The sequence below is a fragment of the Rhizobium cauense genome, assembly GCF_019511525.1.
Taxonomy (GTDB): domain Bacteria; phylum Pseudomonadota; class Alphaproteobacteria; order Rhizobiales; family Rhizobiaceae; genus Rhizobium; species Rhizobium cauense.
Genome location: NZ_JAEUAT010000023.1, coordinates 1 through 17,210, shown reverse-complemented (window position 1 = coordinate 17,210; position 17,210 = coordinate 1). Strand labels below are relative to the sequence as shown.

The 17,210-nt window shown below is 55.0% G+C and carries 18 protein-coding genes and 3 pseudogenes; 10 read left to right on the top strand and 11 right to left on the bottom strand.

The annotated features are described in order from the left end of the window. Nucleotides 1-262 precede the first annotated feature (262 nt). Nucleotides 263-670, bottom strand: a complete 408-nt coding sequence (locus tag JNB88_RS28935; RefSeq protein WP_220358460.1) for a hypothetical protein — start codon at nucleotides 668-670, stop codon at nucleotides 263-265. A gap of 355 nt (nucleotides 671-1,025) precedes the next feature. On the opposite strand from JNB88_RS28935, the gene JNB88_RS28930 reads away from it, so the two are divergent. Beyond that, nucleotides 1,026-1,322, top strand: coding sequence for a hypothetical protein (locus JNB88_RS28930; RefSeq protein WP_220358459.1), 297 nt, complete (start codon nucleotides 1,026-1,028; stop codon nucleotides 1,320-1,322). A gap of 34 nt (nucleotides 1,323-1,356) precedes the next feature. Here JNB88_RS28930 and JNB88_RS28925 read toward each other — a convergent pair whose 3' ends face one another. Then, nucleotides 1,357-1,767, bottom strand: coding sequence for a response regulator (locus JNB88_RS28925; protein WP_220358458.1), 411 nt, complete (start codon nucleotides 1,765-1,767; stop codon nucleotides 1,357-1,359). A 297-nt stretch (nucleotides 1,768-2,064) separates the two neighbouring features. On the opposite strand from JNB88_RS28925, the gene JNB88_RS28920 reads away from it, so the two are divergent. From JNB88_RS28920 to JNB88_RS28910, 3 genes are all read left to right on the top strand, one after another. After that, nucleotides 2,065-3,114: a zinc-binding metallopeptidase family protein gene (locus JNB88_RS28920; RefSeq protein ID WP_220358457.1), complete on the top strand. Its 1,050-nt coding sequence runs from the start codon at nucleotides 2,065-2,067 to the stop codon at nucleotides 3,112-3,114. Nucleotides 3,115-3,626: 512 nt separating this feature from the next. Beyond that, nucleotides 3,627-4,331: a helix-turn-helix transcriptional regulator gene (locus tag JNB88_RS34310; protein WP_220358456.1), complete on the top strand. Its 705-nt coding sequence runs from the start codon at nucleotides 3,627-3,629 to the stop codon at nucleotides 4,329-4,331. Nucleotides 4,332-4,534: 203 nt separating this feature from the next. Continuing rightward, nucleotides 4,535-5,266: a hypothetical protein gene (locus tag JNB88_RS28910; protein WP_220358455.1), complete on the top strand. Its 732-nt coding sequence runs from the start codon at nucleotides 4,535-4,537 to the stop codon at nucleotides 5,264-5,266. Nucleotides 5,267-5,564: 298 nt separating this feature from the next. On the opposite strand, the gene JNB88_RS28905 is transcribed toward JNB88_RS28910, so the two are convergent. Together JNB88_RS28905 and JNB88_RS28900 are read right to left on the bottom strand one after the other, a co-directional pair. Continuing rightward, nucleotides 5,565-6,050: a BON domain-containing protein gene (locus JNB88_RS28905; protein WP_220358529.1), complete on the bottom strand. Its 486-nt coding sequence runs from the start codon at nucleotides 6,048-6,050 to the stop codon at nucleotides 5,565-5,567. Nucleotides 6,051-6,103: 53 nt separating this feature from the next. After that, nucleotides 6,104-6,307 (bottom strand): CsbD family protein, encoded by a 204-nt coding sequence (locus tag JNB88_RS28900; RefSeq protein WP_037138426.1) that lies wholly within the window; start codon nucleotides 6,305-6,307, stop codon nucleotides 6,104-6,106. A 255-nt stretch (nucleotides 6,308-6,562) separates the two neighbouring features. Here JNB88_RS28900 and JNB88_RS28895 point away from each other — a divergent pair, with 255 nt between their 5' ends. After that, nucleotides 6,563-6,880 carry an RcnB family protein gene (locus JNB88_RS28895; protein ID WP_220358454.1) on the top strand — a complete coding sequence of 106 codons (318 nt, stop codon included), beginning with the start codon at nucleotides 6,563-6,565 and terminating at the stop codon, nucleotides 6,878-6,880. Nucleotides 6,881-8,493: 1,613 nt separating this feature from the next. Here the strand turns inward: JNB88_RS28895 and JNB88_RS34715 are convergent. The 3 genes and pseudogenes from JNB88_RS34715 to JNB88_RS28885 form a co-directional block, all read right to left on the bottom strand. Further along, nucleotides 8,494-8,583 (bottom strand): annotated as a pseudogene (locus tag JNB88_RS34715) (low affinity iron permease family protein); the annotation flags it as partial. A gap of 381 nt (nucleotides 8,584-8,964) precedes the next feature. After that, the gene (locus JNB88_RS28890) at nucleotides 8,965-9,360 is read right to left on the bottom strand and encodes a response regulator (RefSeq protein WP_220358453.1); all 396 of its coding nucleotides are present in this window, start codon (nucleotides 9,358-9,360) and stop codon (nucleotides 8,965-8,967) included. 88 nt (nucleotides 9,361-9,448) lie between these two features. Further along, on the bottom strand, nucleotides 9,449-10,084 hold the full coding sequence (locus JNB88_RS28885) for a glutathione S-transferase family protein (protein ID WP_220358452.1): 636 nt from the start codon (nucleotides 10,082-10,084) through the stop codon (nucleotides 9,449-9,451). A 445-nt stretch (nucleotides 10,085-10,529) separates the two neighbouring features. Between JNB88_RS28885 and JNB88_RS28880 the strand changes: the two genes are divergently transcribed. The 5 genes and pseudogenes from JNB88_RS28880 (at nucleotide 10,530) to JNB88_RS34235 (ending at nucleotide 12,891) form a co-directional block, all read left to right on the top strand. Next, nucleotides 10,530-10,904, top strand: coding sequence for a hypothetical protein (locus JNB88_RS28880; RefSeq protein WP_220358451.1), 375 nt, complete (start codon nucleotides 10,530-10,532; stop codon nucleotides 10,902-10,904). Between the two features lie 306 nt (nucleotides 10,905-11,210). Beyond that, nucleotides 11,211-11,606: pseudogene (locus tag JNB88_RS28875) on the top strand (2Fe-2S iron-sulfur cluster-binding protein); the annotation flags it as partial. Further along, the gene (locus tag JNB88_RS34305; RefSeq protein ID WP_276572949.1) at nucleotides 11,545-12,078 is read left to right on the top strand and encodes an FAD binding domain-containing protein; all 534 of its coding nucleotides are present in this window, start codon (nucleotides 11,545-11,547) and stop codon (nucleotides 12,076-12,078) included. The pseudogene JNB88_RS28875 and the gene JNB88_RS34305, both read left to right, overlap by 62 nt. A gap of 47 nt (nucleotides 12,079-12,125) precedes the next feature. After that, nucleotides 12,126-12,527: a hypothetical protein gene (locus JNB88_RS33895; protein WP_223217371.1), complete on the top strand. Its 402-nt coding sequence runs from the start codon at nucleotides 12,126-12,128 to the stop codon at nucleotides 12,525-12,527. A gap of 235 nt (nucleotides 12,528-12,762) precedes the next feature. Then, nucleotides 12,763-12,891: a hypothetical protein gene (locus tag JNB88_RS34235; RefSeq protein ID WP_018858765.1), complete on the top strand. Its 129-nt coding sequence runs from the start codon at nucleotides 12,763-12,765 to the stop codon at nucleotides 12,889-12,891. A 250-nt stretch (nucleotides 12,892-13,141) separates the two neighbouring features. On the opposite strand, the gene JNB88_RS28860 is transcribed toward JNB88_RS34235, so the two are convergent. The 4 genes and pseudogenes from JNB88_RS28860 to JNB88_RS28845 all read right to left on the bottom strand — a co-directional run. Further along, on the bottom strand, nucleotides 13,142-13,525 hold the full coding sequence (locus tag JNB88_RS28860; protein WP_220358450.1) for a response regulator: 384 nt from the start codon (nucleotides 13,523-13,525) through the stop codon (nucleotides 13,142-13,144). 295 nt (nucleotides 13,526-13,820) lie between these two features. Then, a complete protein-coding gene (locus JNB88_RS28855; protein ID WP_220358449.1) occupies nucleotides 13,821-15,029 on the bottom strand; it encodes an acyltransferase family protein in 1,209 nt (402 codons plus the stop codon). 68 nt (nucleotides 15,030-15,097) lie between these two features. Beyond that, nucleotides 15,098-17,047, bottom strand: a complete 1,950-nt coding sequence (locus JNB88_RS28850; protein WP_220358448.1) for an acyltransferase family protein — start codon at nucleotides 17,045-17,047, stop codon at nucleotides 15,098-15,100. Then, nucleotides 17,044-17,210 (bottom strand): annotated as a pseudogene (locus JNB88_RS28845) (UDP-glucuronate 5-epimerase); the annotation flags it as partial. The pseudogene JNB88_RS28845 and the gene JNB88_RS28850, both read right to left, overlap by 4 nt.

The following is a 17,210-nucleotide window of genomic DNA, read 5'->3' as shown; positions in this document are numbered from 1 at the left end:
GATGCCGGCAGAGAGAACGCCATCATGTCGACCATCGCTGCGAAGCGAGGATTCCACCGAACTCACAGCCGTACCCTCGCGCCGCCGCGCGATATTCCTCCGGCTGACGACCATGAGATCCATGCAGGATAGCCCAAGCTGACCGCCCGGCTGATAGCGGCGTCATCACCGCCTTGGAGGCGGTCACAGATACTTGTTGGCGCCAAGTACGACGGCCACCGAAGCGACTGCGAGGGACATGGACCCGTATCCGCGGCTTCGATCAAAGCCGGTCGCGAACCCGTTCATACAGGTCTCGCATGTCGTCCAACATGCGGTCATACCGTGATTGGCGCCGAGACGGTTGAAGTCCCACGGCGAGCGCTAGCGCAGCGGCAATAGCTGCCACGCCCAAAAGGCTGGATGCAGGATAGTTTTTGACGGTGGCCTCTGTCTGACGAGCCACGCGGCGGGCACCGCTCGTGATCGCGGCGGAGGCGTCTGAAACTTGCTGCCGCAAAGTTTCCAATTGCTGCCGGAGCGCCCCGATTTCCGCCTCCGCGTCGAACTCAGGTTGGGGCGCGATGCCGACGGATGCCGTGTTCGTATCGATGATGGCTCGTGGGACTCGTTCACCTACCTTCGCGCCTTCAGATTTGAGTGCAGCAGTCCTCTCTTGCTTGACGGGCATGCCATTTCTCCTTCCTAATTAGCGCAATCAGCGCACAATCCTGGGGCATATATGCTGTTTGTAAGCAAATTGTTCCGACTGTTCGTCACTGTAAGAGCGGGTCGAGGTAACAGGCGTCGGCCCAAGACCGCGACACATAGAAAAAACACCGGGTCTGGGGTCGGATTTCCTGTGGTGGCTGGCAACATTGGAGGAGGGAAGAGTTGACCGGTGGAAGGTCGCAAGTGACCCGTCCTTGTCGATTGCGGGCGGCATTTGTATTACGCGAGGAACAGAATGGCTCCACGCTAGTTTTCAGCGAAGCTGCAACCGGATCCGACTAGCGTTCCAGCATCAAGAACAGGAATCCTAATTGATGAGCTATCTCGTGCAGATTCTCTTGCCGATTTCGGAGCAACGGCATATGGCGCAACAGCTTTCCGCCATCAAAGAAGAACTTACGGAACGTTTTGGCGGCGTGACAATGTACATCAACGCTGCCGAGGGCCTATGGGATGACGGAGACGACGTTCAGCAGGATCGTATCGCCGTGGTCGAGGTGATGGCTCCAGCGATACACAGGCCGTGGTGGAAAGCATATAAGTACCAGCTTCAGTCAACGTTCGACCAAGATGAGGTGGTGATCCGTACTGCCTTTATCGACAGAATCTAGTAAGCGTTGAAAATGCTTTCACGCTGCCTGAAGATTATGGCAGTGCAGGCATGACGGAACGTCGTCTCCAGAGCGAACGTGGAGGCGAAGCAGTCTCGCCGTTCCGCAATGACACAGCGTACTCGAGAGCGTCAGCGATCTCACGTTCATTATATGGCTTGACGAGTATGCCGATTGCGTGAGGATTATCCGCGACGGTTTCAGGGTTGCCCGTGACGAACAGGACGCTGACCCCGAAATCGCGATCAAGTCGCCGGGCGATCTCCGGGCCCGTCTCACCATCGAGAAGCCGAACATCCACAAATGCAACTTCAGCATCGTGGGCAAGATCCATAGCCTCCCCGACTCTGGAAGCTGGTCCGATCGGTTGGTGTCCCAAATTGAGAACCGTACCTTCGAGGTCCAACGCGATGAGATACTCATCTTCGACAATGAGAACACGCATTTCGGGGAGCCACCTCTGCTCGTTTGATGGGCATAATGTATCCTAATTATGCATTTTCGGAACTTATTCTTTGGTTGATATCACGGTTCGGGATGAATCTTCAGTTGCGGCAGCGAAAGGCTCTGTCCAACCCTCGCTTGTGACCGCGTCGAACCGGGCCTGAAGCGTGCTCCACTCGCTGATCACCGCTCATCATATTTGCACTGGAACATTCAACGAGTGCAGGCATTCCTGAACGCTGGTGCGTGAGGCGGAAAACACCGTCCCGTGGGGACGCAACAAAATGGAGGGCGTAACATGCGTCTTTTTGCCTGCGACAGTTGCGGCCAAATAGTGCACTTCGACAACAGAAGCTGCGTCAAGTGTGGCGCCCGTCTGGGTTTCGATGCGGACAAGCTCGCGATGTTCGCACTCGAGGCGGATGGCGCAGCTTGGCGCCTCGCCGGCCAACCGACCGAAAGGCGACAGTTCTGCAGAAACGAGGCAATCGACGTTTGCAACTGGCTGGTAGCCGATGAAAACGACACCAGCTTCTGCGTCGCGTGCCGACACAACCGGCTCGTACCGAACGCTTCAACGGCCGACGGTCTCAATCGCTGGCGTCGAATCGGCCAAGCGCAGCGGCACCTTTTCTATTCTCTGTTGAAGTGGAACCTGCCGCTCCCGGAGCGTCTCGCAGACCCTCAGGGAGGGCTCGTGTTCGACTTCCTTGAGGATCAACTGCAACCTGACGGCAATATCGTTATTCCTAAAACTGGCCACGAGGAAGGCGTCATCTCCATTCGCGCTGCTGAAGCCGACGACGTTACGTTGGCGCACGTGCGGACATCCATGAACGAGCCGTACAGGACCCTCCTCGGGCATTTCAGACATGAGACCGGGCATTTTATCTGGAACAAGCTCGTCCGTGACAAAGGCTGCTTTGAAGAGTTTCGTCGGATTTTCGGCGATGAGCGGGAGGATTACGACGAAGCTTTGCAACGCTACTATTCCCATGGGCCAAAGCCAAATTGGCAAGCCAGTTTCATCTCCGCGTACGCTAGTTCACATCCCTGGGAGGACTTCGCAGAGTCATTTGCCCATCTGCTGCACATCGTCGATACGCTCGAAACAGCCCGTGCGTTCGGCATTACTATCGAGCCGAGGGGCCATGAAGAAATTGCAGCTCAAATTCTTTTCGACCCCTACCGGGCTCGATCTGGTCAACAACTCGTCGATGCATGGGTACCATTGAGCATAGCGGTCAACGCAATACAAAGAAGTATGGGGCAGAAAGATAGCTATCCGTTCGTCATGTCAAACCCGGTTACAATGAAGCTAGGTTACCTGAACGGTCTCCTCACATAAGAGAGCGCTCCAATCGGCAGTAAAGGGGTACTGCCGCCGCCCCGGCGTGAGATCACCACGCAGCTCGTCCTATCGAATTCAGCGGGCAGGCAGAGTTGGAGGCAAGTCGTAAACGCCGGCGCGCAATGCCGTCACAGGTGGGAATGATGAACGCGCCCTGCACTCACTCGAGCGTCGATAGTTTCTGCTTCGTTGGGACGTGGGTTGATACAGGTCAGAGAAACAGCCATGAGGTGGCTTTCGCATGAATGGAAGCTAAATCTCCGTCGATCATCTTCGAAACATACCGCGCCGTCAGGCGGGTTCGGCGGCCATGGGTCCGTACGGTAGCGGACAGGCCATGATTGATACTTTCATCGCCACCCTCAAATTACTAGATGCTGTTTTAGTGACGCTAGTACCAGGCCATCACTTGCGCTTCCAAGATCGAAGGTGGGTACCACGGTACGTTGTCGCGACCGCCCGTCTCGCCATGAGTTCAAAGGGTCCGTCTGATTGAATAGAAAAGTTCGATGGCATTATCACTCCTGCCTGTTCCGTATATTGCGTATGAGGACCACCTCGATGGTCTCACCCGCCTTACCGCTGCACTATCTGAGATCGGTCAGACCTACGGCCTCGACAGTTTCTTTGCTGCCCATTTTCCCACAGTGGATCGTTCCGGTCTGCTAGAAAACCTGATCGCGTCCAATTGGACCGTCGCTGCACAGCGCGAATCTGATAGATTGAACCAATTCAAAGATGATCCGCTCGTAGTCGAATTGCGAGGTTCGATCATGCCGGTGGTTGTTTGCAAATCGTGGTTGACCGGAGCCCTGGGAGAGCGTCGAGAAATAAGATCGAGCTTACTCCGGGTTGGAGACGGCAGTGCCGTCGGCTTCGCGCCGCACGACGTCGCGGGTCGGCGGTATATCGTATTGTTTGCGGGTCAGCGTCCAGCCCTGGCAAAGCACGTTGCCTGCTTGGTGTATGAAACGCTGGCAGCTCTTGATGAATTCGTCAAAGAAACGGACTTGGAACCTGAGCACACGTTAACCAACCGCGAAGTGAGCTGTCTCAAGTGGGCTGCGGCAGGAAAGAGCAGCGCGGAGATCGCAATCATCCTTTCCCTAAGCGAGCATACCGTCAATGGCTACTTCAAGTCCGCGACCACCAAGCTAAATTGTGTAAGTCGGATGCAGGCCATTGCCGTCGCCTGCAAACGAAACATCATCTAATCTACGACAGACCAAGGCCGTGAGCCCTTGGCCCCACTCGCCACCGCTCGCTTCGACCTCTAATTCCTAAGCCTAACAAGTCGAAGCTGGTCGGTTTAGAGAATATTCTCATTACCCCTGCCGCGTTTGAAATATCGGTGTGGACAAGTTTAAATGCAACCCTTATTGTTTACTTGGGAGGTTCAAACGCTTCGAGGTCCGCCATGGATAGCCCAAATGCGCTTGATACAAATACACCCGAAATTTCCGACGATCAGCTGCAAGCGATGTATAACGCTATGGAACGCGATGGGTATTGCTGCATCCCGGACTTTTTAACTATCTCAAGCCTGAGTACCATGCAGGAGTTCGTCGCATCGTCCGTGCGGAGCTCCCAGAACGAATATGTCGCCTTCAAGGGTCGGGAAGCAGTCAAGGGTTCAGGACTTGATGAGCTGGCACAATCCCCGCAATTCCAGTCGATTTTCTCGAGGCTTTATGTAGCCAGCCGCAGCAAACCGGCTCCCGCTGTCGAGTTTTATCAATTGCTGAGATGCCTCACCGGTAAGGGAATGATGGAACATTCTCTCAACTTCCACTATGACTCCTACCTTATCACAGCGTTGATCCCCATTGTTATTCCGGATACTGGCCGTGCAGGCGACCTCCTTCTTGTCCCAAATGCGAGGCCTGTCCGCCAAACGTATGCAGGTAACCTTGTCGACAAAGTCATCGTAGACAAGATCCGGCAGAAGTCGCTGCGAACCCGAGCACAAAACGATCCGTCGTCGTTCACAAGAATCAAAATGGTTCCGGGAAGTCTCTACTTTTTCTGGGGTTACCGCAGCATTCACGCCAACGAACCGTGTGATCCCGACACCGTGCGTGCGACGGCTCTCTATCACTATTTCGATCCCCATGCCGACAGCAGGCTAAAAGCACGTCTCAGGCGTTGAGCCAGGGGTCCCGCCGCTTTCAGGGCGATACTGGCAAGGGCTGCCAGGGCATCAGACGTGCGCTGAGGCTAGACTTAGTTCCCAGATGGGGTGTAGCTCCCGAAAAAATGGCCCGCTCGATAGGCGGACCAGGGAGGAGTTTTGCTAACAGGGAGGACAACTCCAAGAAGGAGCCTATTGGAAAATCCTCAATTACACAAATATCAGAATACATATGTTTCAGTTGAGCCTGATATTCGACGATATCGAGCGGCAAACGCACACCGATCTTCCAGATGCGGATAACCGGCACTCCACATCAGTTATCGTCAGGAATATGCGAATCCACGCCTGTGGTTTCGATTTTGTTGTGGACCTGCCGAACCCCGTCGACCGCTAGCGCGGCGAGCTCGACTTTCCGCGCAATCTCAATCGTTTCGACAGTCCCCTCGAGTGTGACGGTGTGTCCATCCACATGAACGTCTATGCTGTCGATATCGACGTCCGGGATGTTTTCAAGGGTTTCTGTCAATCTGGCTTCCAATTCGTCGCTCTCGTCGCGATCAATCGAACCAGGTTCCAACGAGTCTCTCAGGCGGTATTCGCTCCCATCAGCATCGACTCCATCCACGCGAAACCCGCTATTTCCGCCTTCGCCAGAACCTGACTTGACGCCGTATTCGCGATTTTGGGATTGAGTCCCGCTATTCTCCTTATCGGGATAGGGCCAGCCTTCTGAGAGGTCGCGCTCCTCGAAGTCGCGATAATCCTCCTCACTGGACAGCTCTTTTCTGTACTTGGGCATCACGCTCTCCTTGAAATGAAGAGGCCCGGAAATTTTGTTCCGGGCCCTCGCTGTTACCAGGTCTGATGGCCGTACCAGTCATCTATGTCGCGGCGAGCGCGATCACGCTCGAGCCCGTAGCGTTCCTGGATCTTGCCCTCCAACTGGTCGCGCTTCCCGGCAATCTGATCAAGGTCATCGTCTGTGAGTTTGCCCCACTGCTCCTTGACCTTGCCCTTCATCTGCTTCCAGTTTCCTTCGACACGGTTCCAATCCATTACGCTTTCTCCTTGCATTGTGGTGACGAAAGGTAAACGACGATCGCGACAGAGTGTTCCCCATTCCTTTTGCGTGCCTGGCATGCGGGGACCGTCTAGATAGGGCCTATGTCTGCATGATCCCTACTGAAACAGCCAACTCGCGAGTTGCTTATCGGCGATGACGAATTGTTGTGCGACCTTCGCATGCCCGATTAACCTTTCGTTAACCCTGCTTTCACTAGGTGTGGCTCGTTAAACGATGAGGATATCCCGATGAAGAAGCTATTCGTTCTCGCCCTCGCCGGCACTATGCTAACCGCATCTCTTGCTCAGGCGCAGCAATGGCGTGAACCGCCCCGCCACGACCGCAGATACGACGACCGGCGACCTGATCACCGCTATCATAGCGAACGTCGCTGGGACAGAGGTCAACGCATGCACGATTGGCGTCGGTACCAGGCAGTCAGAGAGTATCGCCGCTATGGCTTGCGCCAACCCGGCCGAGGCCAGCAATGGGTTCGGGTTGACAATCAGTTTGTACTGCTCAGCGTGGCGACAGGCCTTATCGTGGGTTTGTCTGCTGTAAGGTAATACGAATGACCGGCTTCGCATAATCGGTATTGACCACTCGCCAATATGCGGTAAGCTCAACCCATCGTGTTTCTTACAATTGACCACGGATTTACTGGCAGTTGTTGTGAGGCAGATTGAATAGGTCGGCGCCCCGGTGCCGACCTGTTTCTTCAAGAAATGAATGGGAGCGCTGAAATCGCCGCGATTCCCAATACTCGTCGCTTCCTCGGGAATGGCGCCAGACAAACCGCAACGGAATTTCCTTTTGGCCAAGTTTGCAGGCTCCTGCGGCAGCGAGAGATCCAGACCATTGCGTTGTTCTACAGGGAACAATCGTGCGGCCGTATAGTTAAGAATTGCTCGTGAATTGAAACCCCGCGAGTCTATACTGATTAGCCCTGCATTCGGGACGGCAGGGTCCTTTTCGTGACCAACGGCATTCGCTGGAGCGACTGACGCCGCCCAACAATTTGCTGGCTGGGTATTACGAAACAAATAGGATACGTTTGCAAATCGGCGGGAGTTTCCAGCTCCAGTTCTGGCAAATGTCTTCGCCCACATCCCGCCTCCGGCAGGTCGGCTCTATTTTGCTGGCTTGCGCTTTAGATGACAGTCAGCTGCTTGTAATGCGCTAATCGCATATGTCGGCCGAGAGCATCCGCAATGATCTCAGGCGATTTTTCGCCTCCGACTGCGAGCCGTGTCGCCTCAGACATTGCTTCACGACCTTGCGGTGACTCCAAGGGCACCTTATGGTCTTCGCACCACTGCCGAACAGCACGGGTCACCAACTCAATGCTGTCATCGTCAAGCGAAAGAAGAGTAAGGAGAGACACTGTCGGCTCCTCCCATGTTTGCGGCAAGAGCACGTGCAGTCTCCCAACCGGCCTCCGCCGTTCTCTTTTGGGCCGGCCGTTGATATGTAGGGCGGTAATTGTACACAAACACCAGAAGCTGGGAAACCGTACGCCAGCAGACATAAGGACCAGCCAGATTTAGTGCCGGTGTCAAGACTCGATTGTTGCAAATAGCCATAGCGCCTTAGTCAAACTCCGAACGCCCAACCAGCTCGGTTTGCACTGTTTTGAATGAGCTCTCTCGTGCCGCATTTCTTGTCATCACGGTGTTTATCCTTCTCCGCTCTGGAATATGGAGTCGGTGTTCTCCATATGTTTGTGAGCGTCGCGCCCGTTCCCCAAACGAGCGGCGCAGGTCGGCTCCCTTGAGCAGTGCTAGCCAGGGGCGAGCCGGCCGCTTCACCAATAAAAATCGAATCACCTGGCGTCGGACCTCTCCCCGGCGACAGTGATGCGCGCGGCGAGTAGAGCTGGCAACATCGGCTCCTCGCTGCGTCCGCTTTGCATCAGTCTCATCGTTAACCTATTGTTGGGGATTAAGTTTCTTTAATCCGACCACGCCCTAATATCCGATTCATGGCTACCTTCGTGTTGGTCCGAGAGGATGAACGGGAATGTGAGCATTAATGCTCGAACGCCAGAGGAAAGGGTGCCCGGCTTCTCCGAAGGCAACACCTGGGCACCCTTTCCGACCGGACAAGCAACGTGACGGAACTAGAGCTCCCCTCGCTCCTCCCGGCCCTATCGTCTGCGAAATTGTCAACGTGCTTTGCTTTCGGGTAGTTTCCTGCTCATCTCTCGCAGTTCCTGTTCATCCAGCTTCTCCATGCCGACTAACTTGTTCTGTGCTGGAGACGTCAGGATCGACATGATTGTTGTCCCGGTGCTGGCGAATTTCGAAAAAGCCGTTCCGCCACTTTCGATGTCATTCTCCTGCTCGCCCTACGGTGAGTAAGGTGAAGCCAGTCGAGCTGGTTCGGCTGCGTACGCTACTGGGGCGCGCGCGCCCAGCCGCCGGTAAACCCTTTCCTAAAGCCAATACCTGTGCTCGGAATAGCCAATCTCATCCGGGGCGCCTTCACAAACTATGTTGCGCACCGGCGATCTCGATTAGCATTGGTCTCGAAACTGACCCGGGAGGTCAGCACCATAAGATGTGTACCTCGGTTGATAAGCGATTTTCCAACGAGACGGACGCGATGACTATGGTATTCAATTGGCGGAAGAGATAGGTAAAGGCCCATCCTAAAATTCGGTGAGACCGCGCGGCGGAGGAATGTCATTGTTACCGGCCCGCCGGTCGGCAACATATTGAATCGCTTCAATAAGCTCGAGATCGAGAATGGGTTTTTGCATAACGCCCAGAGCGCCCTCTACGGCTCCCCGGAGCGCGCCTGGATCACTTGTCATGAATAGAACACTTACCTCAGCATCAGCGAGTGCCCGTCCGACGATCGGTCCCGTGGGTCCGTCTTCCAGATGAACGTCCACAAGCGCGACGTCGGCTTTACTCGCAAGCATCAATGCCTGATACATGTTGCTGGCGATGCCGATGGGGTTGTGGCCGAGTTCTTCGACCGTATCCTGGAGATTAAGTGCAATAAGCGGCTGATCTTCAACGATCAATATGTTGAACGACATTGGATGTCCTCCGATTAGACGATCCAAAGGTTAACCCCGTGGATCGAAAGCTGTTCCGGTAAAATCACCTATCGATAAGATCTTCTTCTCACCGAGCCAGGACATATTGTCCCCCCTTCTGCAATGCGCGAGCAAAGGCATCGCGGGCGTGAATTCGTTTCAGCCAATCGGAGGTGGCGGGTCGATTGGCGTTCCGACCCGACCATTTCGCAGCAGCCTCCAACGGAAAGCTCATCATAACATCCGCGGCCGTAAAGGTATCTCCAGCAAACCAGCGTCGCTCCGAGAGTTCGCGCTCTACATAATCAAGATGGAGATCGAGCATCGGGCGGATCTTCCTGGCGGCGATTACTCCGAGCAGCGGAATTTTCGAAACGACGAGGAGGGCAAAGAGGAGCGGCATGATAGAGCCTTCTGCATAGTGAAGAAACTGCCGATAGCGTTGACTACTTTCACAATCACCGGGAGCACCCAGGCGCCCATTTGCACTCTCAACGAGGTACTCGCAGATCGCGCCGGTTTCGACGAGTGTCATACGACAGCTATCGTCTATCACGCCCACGATCGGGGATTTTCCGAGCGGATGTATCCTCTTCATCTCGTCCGGGGCACTCATGTCTAAGTTCCGCTTGTAGTGGCGGATTTCGTAGTCGAGACCAAGTTCCTCCAGCAGCCACAGGACACGTTGCGAACGGCTGTTGTTAAGGTGATGCACGATGAACATTGTTCCCCCGGCAGTATTATCTGGCGACATCCCCGTCCTACGGATTGTTCCAAGGGTTGGATCAGCCTCTTACAGGCTGGACGCAAATTGAACTGTTGGTCGCGGCCCTTCGCAGGAGTTGGACCAGCCAAGGGTTCAACACTAAGCCGTTCTTCAAACGCCTTTATAGGCCGCTGGGGTCAGGAAGACGTGGGTCGGCGTTTTGGCCCGAAGGCTTTCCTGAAATTGTTCGGGAGATATTTCGTGAATTTCTTAAGAGGAGGATACCCGTTACCGCGGATTAGAAGGAAGCAGCTTCAGTTCGGCCAGACGCCCTCAACTGCTGGCAAAAATTTCGAGCACAAATGGAGTCGCAGCAAAGTGAAAGCCCTCCATTGTAGGATCGACTTGTTTTCGTTGAGAAAGTTCTAGTTAACGACTAAACGACTCTCAAGGAGCCCCAAAATTGCGCCAGGCATTCCTCATCGCTGCCCTTGTTCTGACGCCCGTCTCCGGATTTGCACAGTCACCGGAGCTTGAAGCAACATGCAAAGCGGTCGCGCAAGCCTTCTTTATGCTGGAAAAGCTTCCAGTAGGCACAATCCAGTCATTTCCGGAGTTGAAGCCGCCAGGTGTGCGTATGACATACTCTACGAGGGCTGGTACGGCTCCTGCAGAGATGACCGATAGCTTTGAATGCGAGTTTAGAAATAACCAAAAGCCGCACGAACTGGTAAAGTTTTGCGTCTCAAACACATGCTATTCGGCAAGTGAGCAGGACGCCGACAGGAAGCGCCGTTTCGAAGAAGCGAGGACATTGCTCGCCCGTTCACAGCGATGATGCCGCTGACCGCGTCCGGTCGCTCTTGCTCCTCGGCAACTGATCTTCGAGCCGGCCAAAGAGGGTGCTCGATAGTGAGGTTCGGATCGTAACGCATACCTTTTGAAGATCATCACGTCGAGCAAAGCCAATGGCCGCTATCGCGAGATAGGGTTCGCCTGCTCTGACGACCTGTCACATCACCGGCTTCGAAGTCGATCCCATTCACATTGTTGCTGCCGTAAACGCAGCCTCGATCTTTAAGTATTCGCGACGCCTGCGTTTTAACAGCTTCGCGGATTTTTCACCGAACATAGGGAGGCGCGGATGAGCATCTCTGTCAATGGCGAAGCGGTGCAGATGCCAGAGGACCCGCGAGTGTCCCTGCTGGATCTCCTACGCGATCACCTACAGCTGCACGGCACCAAAAAGGGCTGCAATCAAGGAGCATGCGGGGCATGCACCATCCTGATTGACGGAGAACGCATTCTCTCCTGCCTCGCTCTTGCGGTCCAATTTGAAGGGCGATCGGTTATCACGATCGAGGGAGTGGGGCAGCCCGATGCGTTACATCCACTGCAACAGGCCTTTGTAGAATACGATGGCTTTCAATGTGGCTACTGCACGCCCGGTCAAATCTGTTCGGCAGTGGCAATGGTCGATGAAATTAGACGGGGTGTCCCAAGCCACGTCACATCCGATCGAGTTGCCGCAGCCATCGTTCTCGGCCCGGTCGACCTACCGCAAGGTGCGTAACCGCACGAGCTACGCGTTTGCTCTCGTTTCCGTAGCCGCGGCCGTAGATATCGAAGGGGACCGCATACGTGACCTGCGGGTCGCACTTGGCGGCGTGGCGCACAAACCGTGGCGGGCAGAGAAAGTTGAAGACACACTTCGCGGGCGCGTGGCCAATGAAGCCGCCCTTACTGTTGCGGCAGAGGCCGAACTCGCCGATGCGCGGCCTCTCAGCGGCAACGCGCACCATCGTCTCGGTGCTTATGGAACTGACGGGAGATGCGGCATGAGAGTCTACGAGGATGCCAAGCAAAAAGCCAAGGGTTTGATCCAGGCAAGCAGGGCGAAGGTTGTCGCCATGGCTCCCGGTAGCTGGATCCCTGGCGGGGGACCGGATCCCTTCATTCTCAAACGTCATGGCCACATAGAACAACCGGTCTCCCGCATTGATGGCCGCTAAAAGTATCGGGCAAAGCGCCTTTCGCCGCAGAGTTTCCACTACCCGATATGGCCTATGCTGCCCTCGTCTACAGCACCATCGCCAAAGGTCGTATATCGACAATCGAAACCAGCGTAGCGGAAGCAGCACCTGGCGTCGTGCTCGTCATGACCTACCAGAACGCGCCGCGGCTGCACCGGCCACCCCTGCTTCTTTCCGGTGAGAAAGCTGCCGGTGGCGATAGTCCGCCAGTGATCCAGGATGACAGCATCCATTGGAACGGCCAGCCGGTCGCGCTCGTGCTTGCAGAGACGCAGGAGCAGGCAGACCACGCAAAATCGTTGATCCGCGTCGACTACGCGATCGACCGGTGGTGTCCTTCTCGGCGGCCCGGGAGCTCGGCACCGATACAGCCCGGTTCATGGGACAACCGCTTCACGAGGAGATCGGTAAGGCGGAGCAGGCTTTGAAAAGTGCTCCGGTGATGGTGGATTCGACCTACACAACACCACGGCACAACACAATCCTATCGAATTACACGGCCCCATCTCTCTTGGGTTGCCACGAGCGATATTGAGGATTGGGCACGGAAGGGAAAAAGCAGTGGATGATCCGAGTTTGTTCAACGGCGAGTGTTGCAATTGCGCACTCGACTCATCGCTGATGCAATGTTTCAGTAGCGAAGCCTAAAGTTGGGAGTTGGCGATGTACTACGAATGGAACGAAGCAAAAGCGAGACGGCAATACCTGATTAAATTCGCCTCGGTCTGGCTGGCAGCGATTGCGCTGGCATTTCTGCCCGTGTGGTGGCTGGTGCAGGAAACCACCTTCTAGTCCCATCGCGCATCCTTTTCCCCGTCCAGGGCGCCCCCCGTTCTTGTGCCAAAATGGTCGTGCGCCCGGGCCGCGTTCATCGCGAGTTAGCCCTCCTTTTTCTTTGAGATGGAACGACTCACCGATTGGAGATCAAACGGTGACGCCGCACCACCCCTCCCTGCGGCAGAGGGCCCGGCAGGCGGACCATACGGCGACAATGTGCCGGGCCTTCTCTTGAAACGCAAACATCCATGCTGTTCATTGTCTTTCACGCGTAGCCTCGCACCATCCCGCGAATGGTCGCTACCACCTGCCGGCTTTCGTAGGGTTTGGCGATGTAGCGTGTACCCAAGGGCAGGTCTCTGTCGGAAACCATATGCTCTTCCGATGTCAGCAGAATTCGCATGCACGGCCATCGACGTTCCACAAGTCGCGCGAGAGCGACTCCATCAAACCCTCCAGGCATCCGAATATCACTCAACACGGCCTCAATATTCTTATTGCGTTCGAGTTCGCGCAGCGCCTCGGTGGCGTTGCGCGCCTCGATCACCGTCATCGCGGCGTCCTCAAGTTCCGCCCGCAGTGCGATGCGGACCGCTAGTTCGTCATCCACGATGAGAATCGTAATCGCGTTACCGTTCGATTTTCCCATCCGACACCTCACGGTAGGAGTTTTCGCCAAACACGACATGATGGTTGGGCGAAGGAATTCTGGCCCGTCATCAGCGATCAGCACACGCCAATGCGAGGCGCTGGTATTGGGCCCTGACATCCTCATCCGTAGCCAATTGGTAGGATGCGCGCTTTACTTCGACCAAAACGCTCCTGGCACTGGAAACTTGGACAGATGAGGAGGAGGCTGAACTCAGGATCGAAACTGCAAAGAGTGCCATCTCTTCGACACTCTTGTGGCAATCGAGGTTATTGACATCCATTAGATTTCTCCATCAGAGGGATTGAACTTGCAGATCTTTCGACTCTCCGGCCGATGGCTCTTTCATCGTTGACCGATCTTCGTTTCGTTCGGTCTGGCCGATTGATTTCGCGGCTTTGCTCGGGCGCCCAACAAGTCTCGAAAGAGCAATCGACGGACGTTCAACAATGAGGAACAAAATCGTTGCAACAAGTAGACTGAGGGCTGGAGCAACGATCAGAAAGTAACCGTCGCCTATTTCGCCTGCCGCCAATCGAAGTACCGCGAACGAAACCGGCATATGGACCAGGTATAGTGAATAGGATATTTTGCCCAGGAACTGGATCGGCGCAACCTCGAGCCCTCGCTTCAGTGGTTCGATTCGCAAGATGCAATATATCGCACACCCGGCGGCCATGCTCAAAAGCAGGTCGCTGTGGGCAAGAATGCCCCCGAGCCACAACGCCAGTAGAGCAAAGACAATCAGCGAGGTGAAGCTCCAGCTTCCTTGTGCAATTTGCTGCTCGCCACCATGATGTAGAGAATGGCAGATCATGCATCCCAACAGAAACGATCCGAGGTAATGCAACGTAGCCAGTAGCGACCCAAACAGTGTCTCGCCGTAGAAGACCGGGTTTGGCAGCCCGACGATCGACAGTGAGATCGATGAAAAGGCGTATAGGATGACAATCAGCAGAATGTTGATTGATAAGGAGTATCGCTTGAGCGAATACATGAACAAGGGAATGAACAGCCCGGCCCGCATTTCGTAGACAAGGCTCCACAATGGTGGATCCAGATCCGTGTCCGTTCGACTAACTCCGATCAAGAAAATGTGTCGCACCAATGCTTCGAAGTTTATCGGAAGCTTCCACAAGTCGACAAATGCGCCTGAGAGCATCTCGGCCGGCAGGTCCGGTGTCATGAGCCGAAGGACGGTTGCAGTGACGACGACCGCAGCGACACACGGCACAAGGCGTACCACACGACCCAGCTGAAACCGCCAGTATGAGCTGTTCTTTCCTAGTGTGTAGCGAATGCCCAGAGCAAAGCCGCTGAGAACAAAGAAGAATATGACGCTGAGGTGGCCGAGCGTAAGGAACGCCTTCAATGCGTTCAATTGCAATGGCGACAGGTCAGGGTGGCGATAGGCTCTCGACAAGCAATGGCAAAGCACGACCACGAACGCGGCTACGCCTCGTGCGCCATCGAGGGCATGATATCGTGGTGTCTTCATTGTCATGACAAATCCCCTGATGAATCTGACGGTGGTAGCTTGTCTGCAATCACGGAGCCCGCTGGGGCACCCCTTCACATCGTCATATCAAGTGCACCCAAAACCTTTGGGCCGAACCTCTGTTCGCCAGCGACACTCCAGTGGTCTGCATCGATAAAGTAGACGTTCTGGCAATCGACCAGATCATGCCGCGCATTGAAGTTCAAAGCGTTGATCGTCGATACATAGTTCAGCTGTTTTTCGCGCGCCAACTCGTGGACGGTTTGATCCAGATGCGTATAAGAGGGGATAACAAAGGAGTTCGGCAGGTCGATCGACGCGTCGCAGCCATTTGCAACAAGCTGGTTGTGCGTAACATGCGGATCGATCCATGGCCCGAGCCAAACGACATCAGTCAGGCTGGCAAGCTTGTTCAAATAGGCAAGCGTAATGCCAATGCGCGACCGGCTGACAGGAAACTGTTGATCAGTGTAGCGCTGGAACATGTCCCGACTACCGACCGCCCCATCTGGGGCATCAAGTAGATAGAAGCCTGCCTGCATATAGATGATCTTGTGTACCGAGGCCGAGTTCGCTTGCACGAAATTCAGCAACTCTCCATAAAAGCATTGAGGATTGGACTCGACAGCTCGACAGAAGCCTTTGTTGAGCCCTATGACAAATGGGCGCTCGGCAAGTGGAGCAATGGCGTCAAAAAGATTGCCCGCATGTGAGTCGCCGACGATCATGGTTGCGGGACCATACTTCCCGGCGCATTCGGCAAACTGGCGCCGGAAAATTTCGTCAAGCTTACCTGTGCGGAACACGCATTCACCAAATTTGTTACTGTCGGCGACCCGGTCGATCCGACCCCGTTCCTCCAGCAGATTTCGATAGACCACCGCCTGCTGTGGCGTCAGGCGCGCGAGCGTCCACGATGGAAAGCCAGCATTGAGATGTGCCACCGCGCCGAGCGAAATCAGCACGAGGCTCCCGAATGCCGCTGACGCAAATACCGCGCGAGACCGATAGCGCGGCCGCCTGAACGGTTGCTCAACGAGCTTCCAGGATATGGCTGCCAACGCAAAGCTAAGCGCAACCAGGTTCAGCATCTCCAGACGAGATGGTTCAACCACCCGAGCATACCTGTACAAGGCGAATATTGGTTGGTGGACGAGATAGAGGCTATAGCTGATCAACCCTATCGCGACAGGAATTCGCGAGCCGAGCAGTCTTCCCACCAAATTTGAAGGCTGAGCGAAGTGAATGACCAGAATTGCTCCGCATACCGGCAGCAACGCCCATCGCCCGGGAAAAGGCGTCTCGTTGTCGAGGCCAAAAATAGCGTAGGCGATCAAGAGTATGCCGACAGCAGCACCTATCTCCGCAAAGCGTCCGGTCGGGCGCTCGCGTCCTGCTTCATAAAGCGCCAGCAGCGCACCCGCTGACAGTTCCCACGTCCGAAATGGAAGGAGGAAGAAGGCGGCCGCTGGAGAACGAACCGAAGCAATCTCCGCTGCGGAGAAGCTTAATACAGTCAAAATTGCGACAATGACAAACTGGCTTCGTCGTGCCTTGGTGGCAAGCGCCGCCAGGAGCAGCGGAAAGAGGACATAGAACTGCTCCTCGACTGCAAGCGACCAGGTGTGCAACAGTGGCTTGAATTCAGCATTCGGAGCAAAGTAGTCGGTCTCATGCCAGAACAGGACGTTTGACATGAAAGTGAGTGTCGCGATGACACTCTGACCAAAATCCTTCAGATCATCAGCATAAAGAACGAATGAAGCAGCAATCGCAGTGACGATGATCGTTGCAAAGAGAGCTGGATAGATGCGTCGGATACGACGGTCATAGAAACCTACCACCGAAAAGCTGCCTTGCGCGATCTCCCGAAGCAGTATGCCAGTGATCAGATATCCACTGATCACGAAGAAGATATCGACACCAACATACCCCCCGCTAAAAGGATAGATCGCGGCGTGGAAAAAGAGAACCGGAACAACTGCAATCGCTCTTAGCCCGTCAATTTCCGCGCGATATTTCATTTGGTGGCCTCCAACTCGCGATCCAGTTCGCGGCGTGCTTCAAGGTACCAGTCGACGAACGCTTTCACGCCGACATCAAGGCTCGTGTCCGGCTTGTAGCCTGTCAGCGCCATCAGCAGGTCGGGACTGGCATAGGTTCGCGGTACGTCGCCCTTCTGCATTG

Excerpts from the sequence above, each read along its gene's own strand:
- JNB88_RS28935 (WP_220358460.1), bottom strand. The coding sequence starts at position 670 with ATGCCCGTCAAGCAAGAGAGGACTGCTGCACTCAAATCTGAAGGCGCG.
- JNB88_RS28930 (WP_220358459.1), top strand. The coding sequence starts at position 1,026 with ATGAGCTATCTCGTGCAGATTCTCTTGCCGATTTCGGAGCAACGGCAT.
- JNB88_RS28925 (WP_220358458.1), bottom strand. The coding sequence starts at position 1,767 with ATGCGTGTTCTCATTGTCGAAGATGAGTATCTCATCGCGTTGGACCTC.
- JNB88_RS28920 (WP_220358457.1), top strand. The coding sequence starts at position 2,065 with ATGCGTCTTTTTGCCTGCGACAGTTGCGGCCAAATAGTGCACTTCGAC.
- JNB88_RS34310 (WP_220358456.1), top strand. The coding sequence starts at position 3,627 with ATGGCATTATCACTCCTGCCTGTTCCGTATATTGCGTATGAGGACCAC.
- JNB88_RS28910 (WP_220358455.1), top strand. The coding sequence starts at position 4,535 with ATGGATAGCCCAAATGCGCTTGATACAAATACACCCGAAATTTCCGAC.
- JNB88_RS28905 (WP_220358529.1), bottom strand. The coding sequence starts at position 6,050 with ATGCCCAAGTACAGAAAAGAGCTGTCCAGTGAGGAGGATTATCGCGAC.
- JNB88_RS28900 (WP_037138426.1), bottom strand. The coding sequence starts at position 6,307 with ATGGATTGGAACCGTGTCGAAGGAAACTGGAAGCAGATGAAGGGCAAG.
- JNB88_RS28895 (WP_220358454.1), top strand. The coding sequence starts at position 6,563 with ATGAAGAAGCTATTCGTTCTCGCCCTCGCCGGCACTATGCTAACCGCA.
- JNB88_RS28890 (WP_220358453.1), bottom strand. The coding sequence starts at position 9,360 with ATGTCGTTCAACATATTGATCGTTGAAGATCAGCCGCTTATTGCACTT.
- JNB88_RS28885 (WP_220358452.1), bottom strand. The coding sequence starts at position 10,084 with ATGTTCATCGTGCATCACCTTAACAACAGCCGTTCGCAACGTGTCCTG.
- JNB88_RS34305 (WP_276572949.1), top strand. The coding sequence starts at position 11,545 with ATGAAATTAGACGGGGTGTCCCAAGCCACGTCACATCCGATCGAGTTG.
- JNB88_RS33895 (WP_223217371.1), top strand. The coding sequence starts at position 12,126 with ATGGCCTATGCTGCCCTCGTCTACAGCACCATCGCCAAAGGTCGTATA.
- JNB88_RS34235 (WP_018858765.1), top strand. The coding sequence starts at position 12,763 with ATGTACTACGAATGGAACGAAGCAAAAGCGAGACGGCAATACCTGATT.
- JNB88_RS28860 (WP_220358450.1), bottom strand. The coding sequence starts at position 13,525 with ATGGGAAAATCGAACGGTAACGCGATTACGATTCTCATCGTGGATGAC.
- JNB88_RS28855 (WP_220358449.1), bottom strand. The coding sequence starts at position 15,029 with ATGACAATGAAGACACCACGATATCATGCCCTCGATGGCGCACGAGGC.
- JNB88_RS28850 (WP_220358448.1), bottom strand. The coding sequence starts at position 17,047 with ATGAAATATCGCGCGGAAATTGACGGGCTAAGAGCGATTGCAGTTGTT.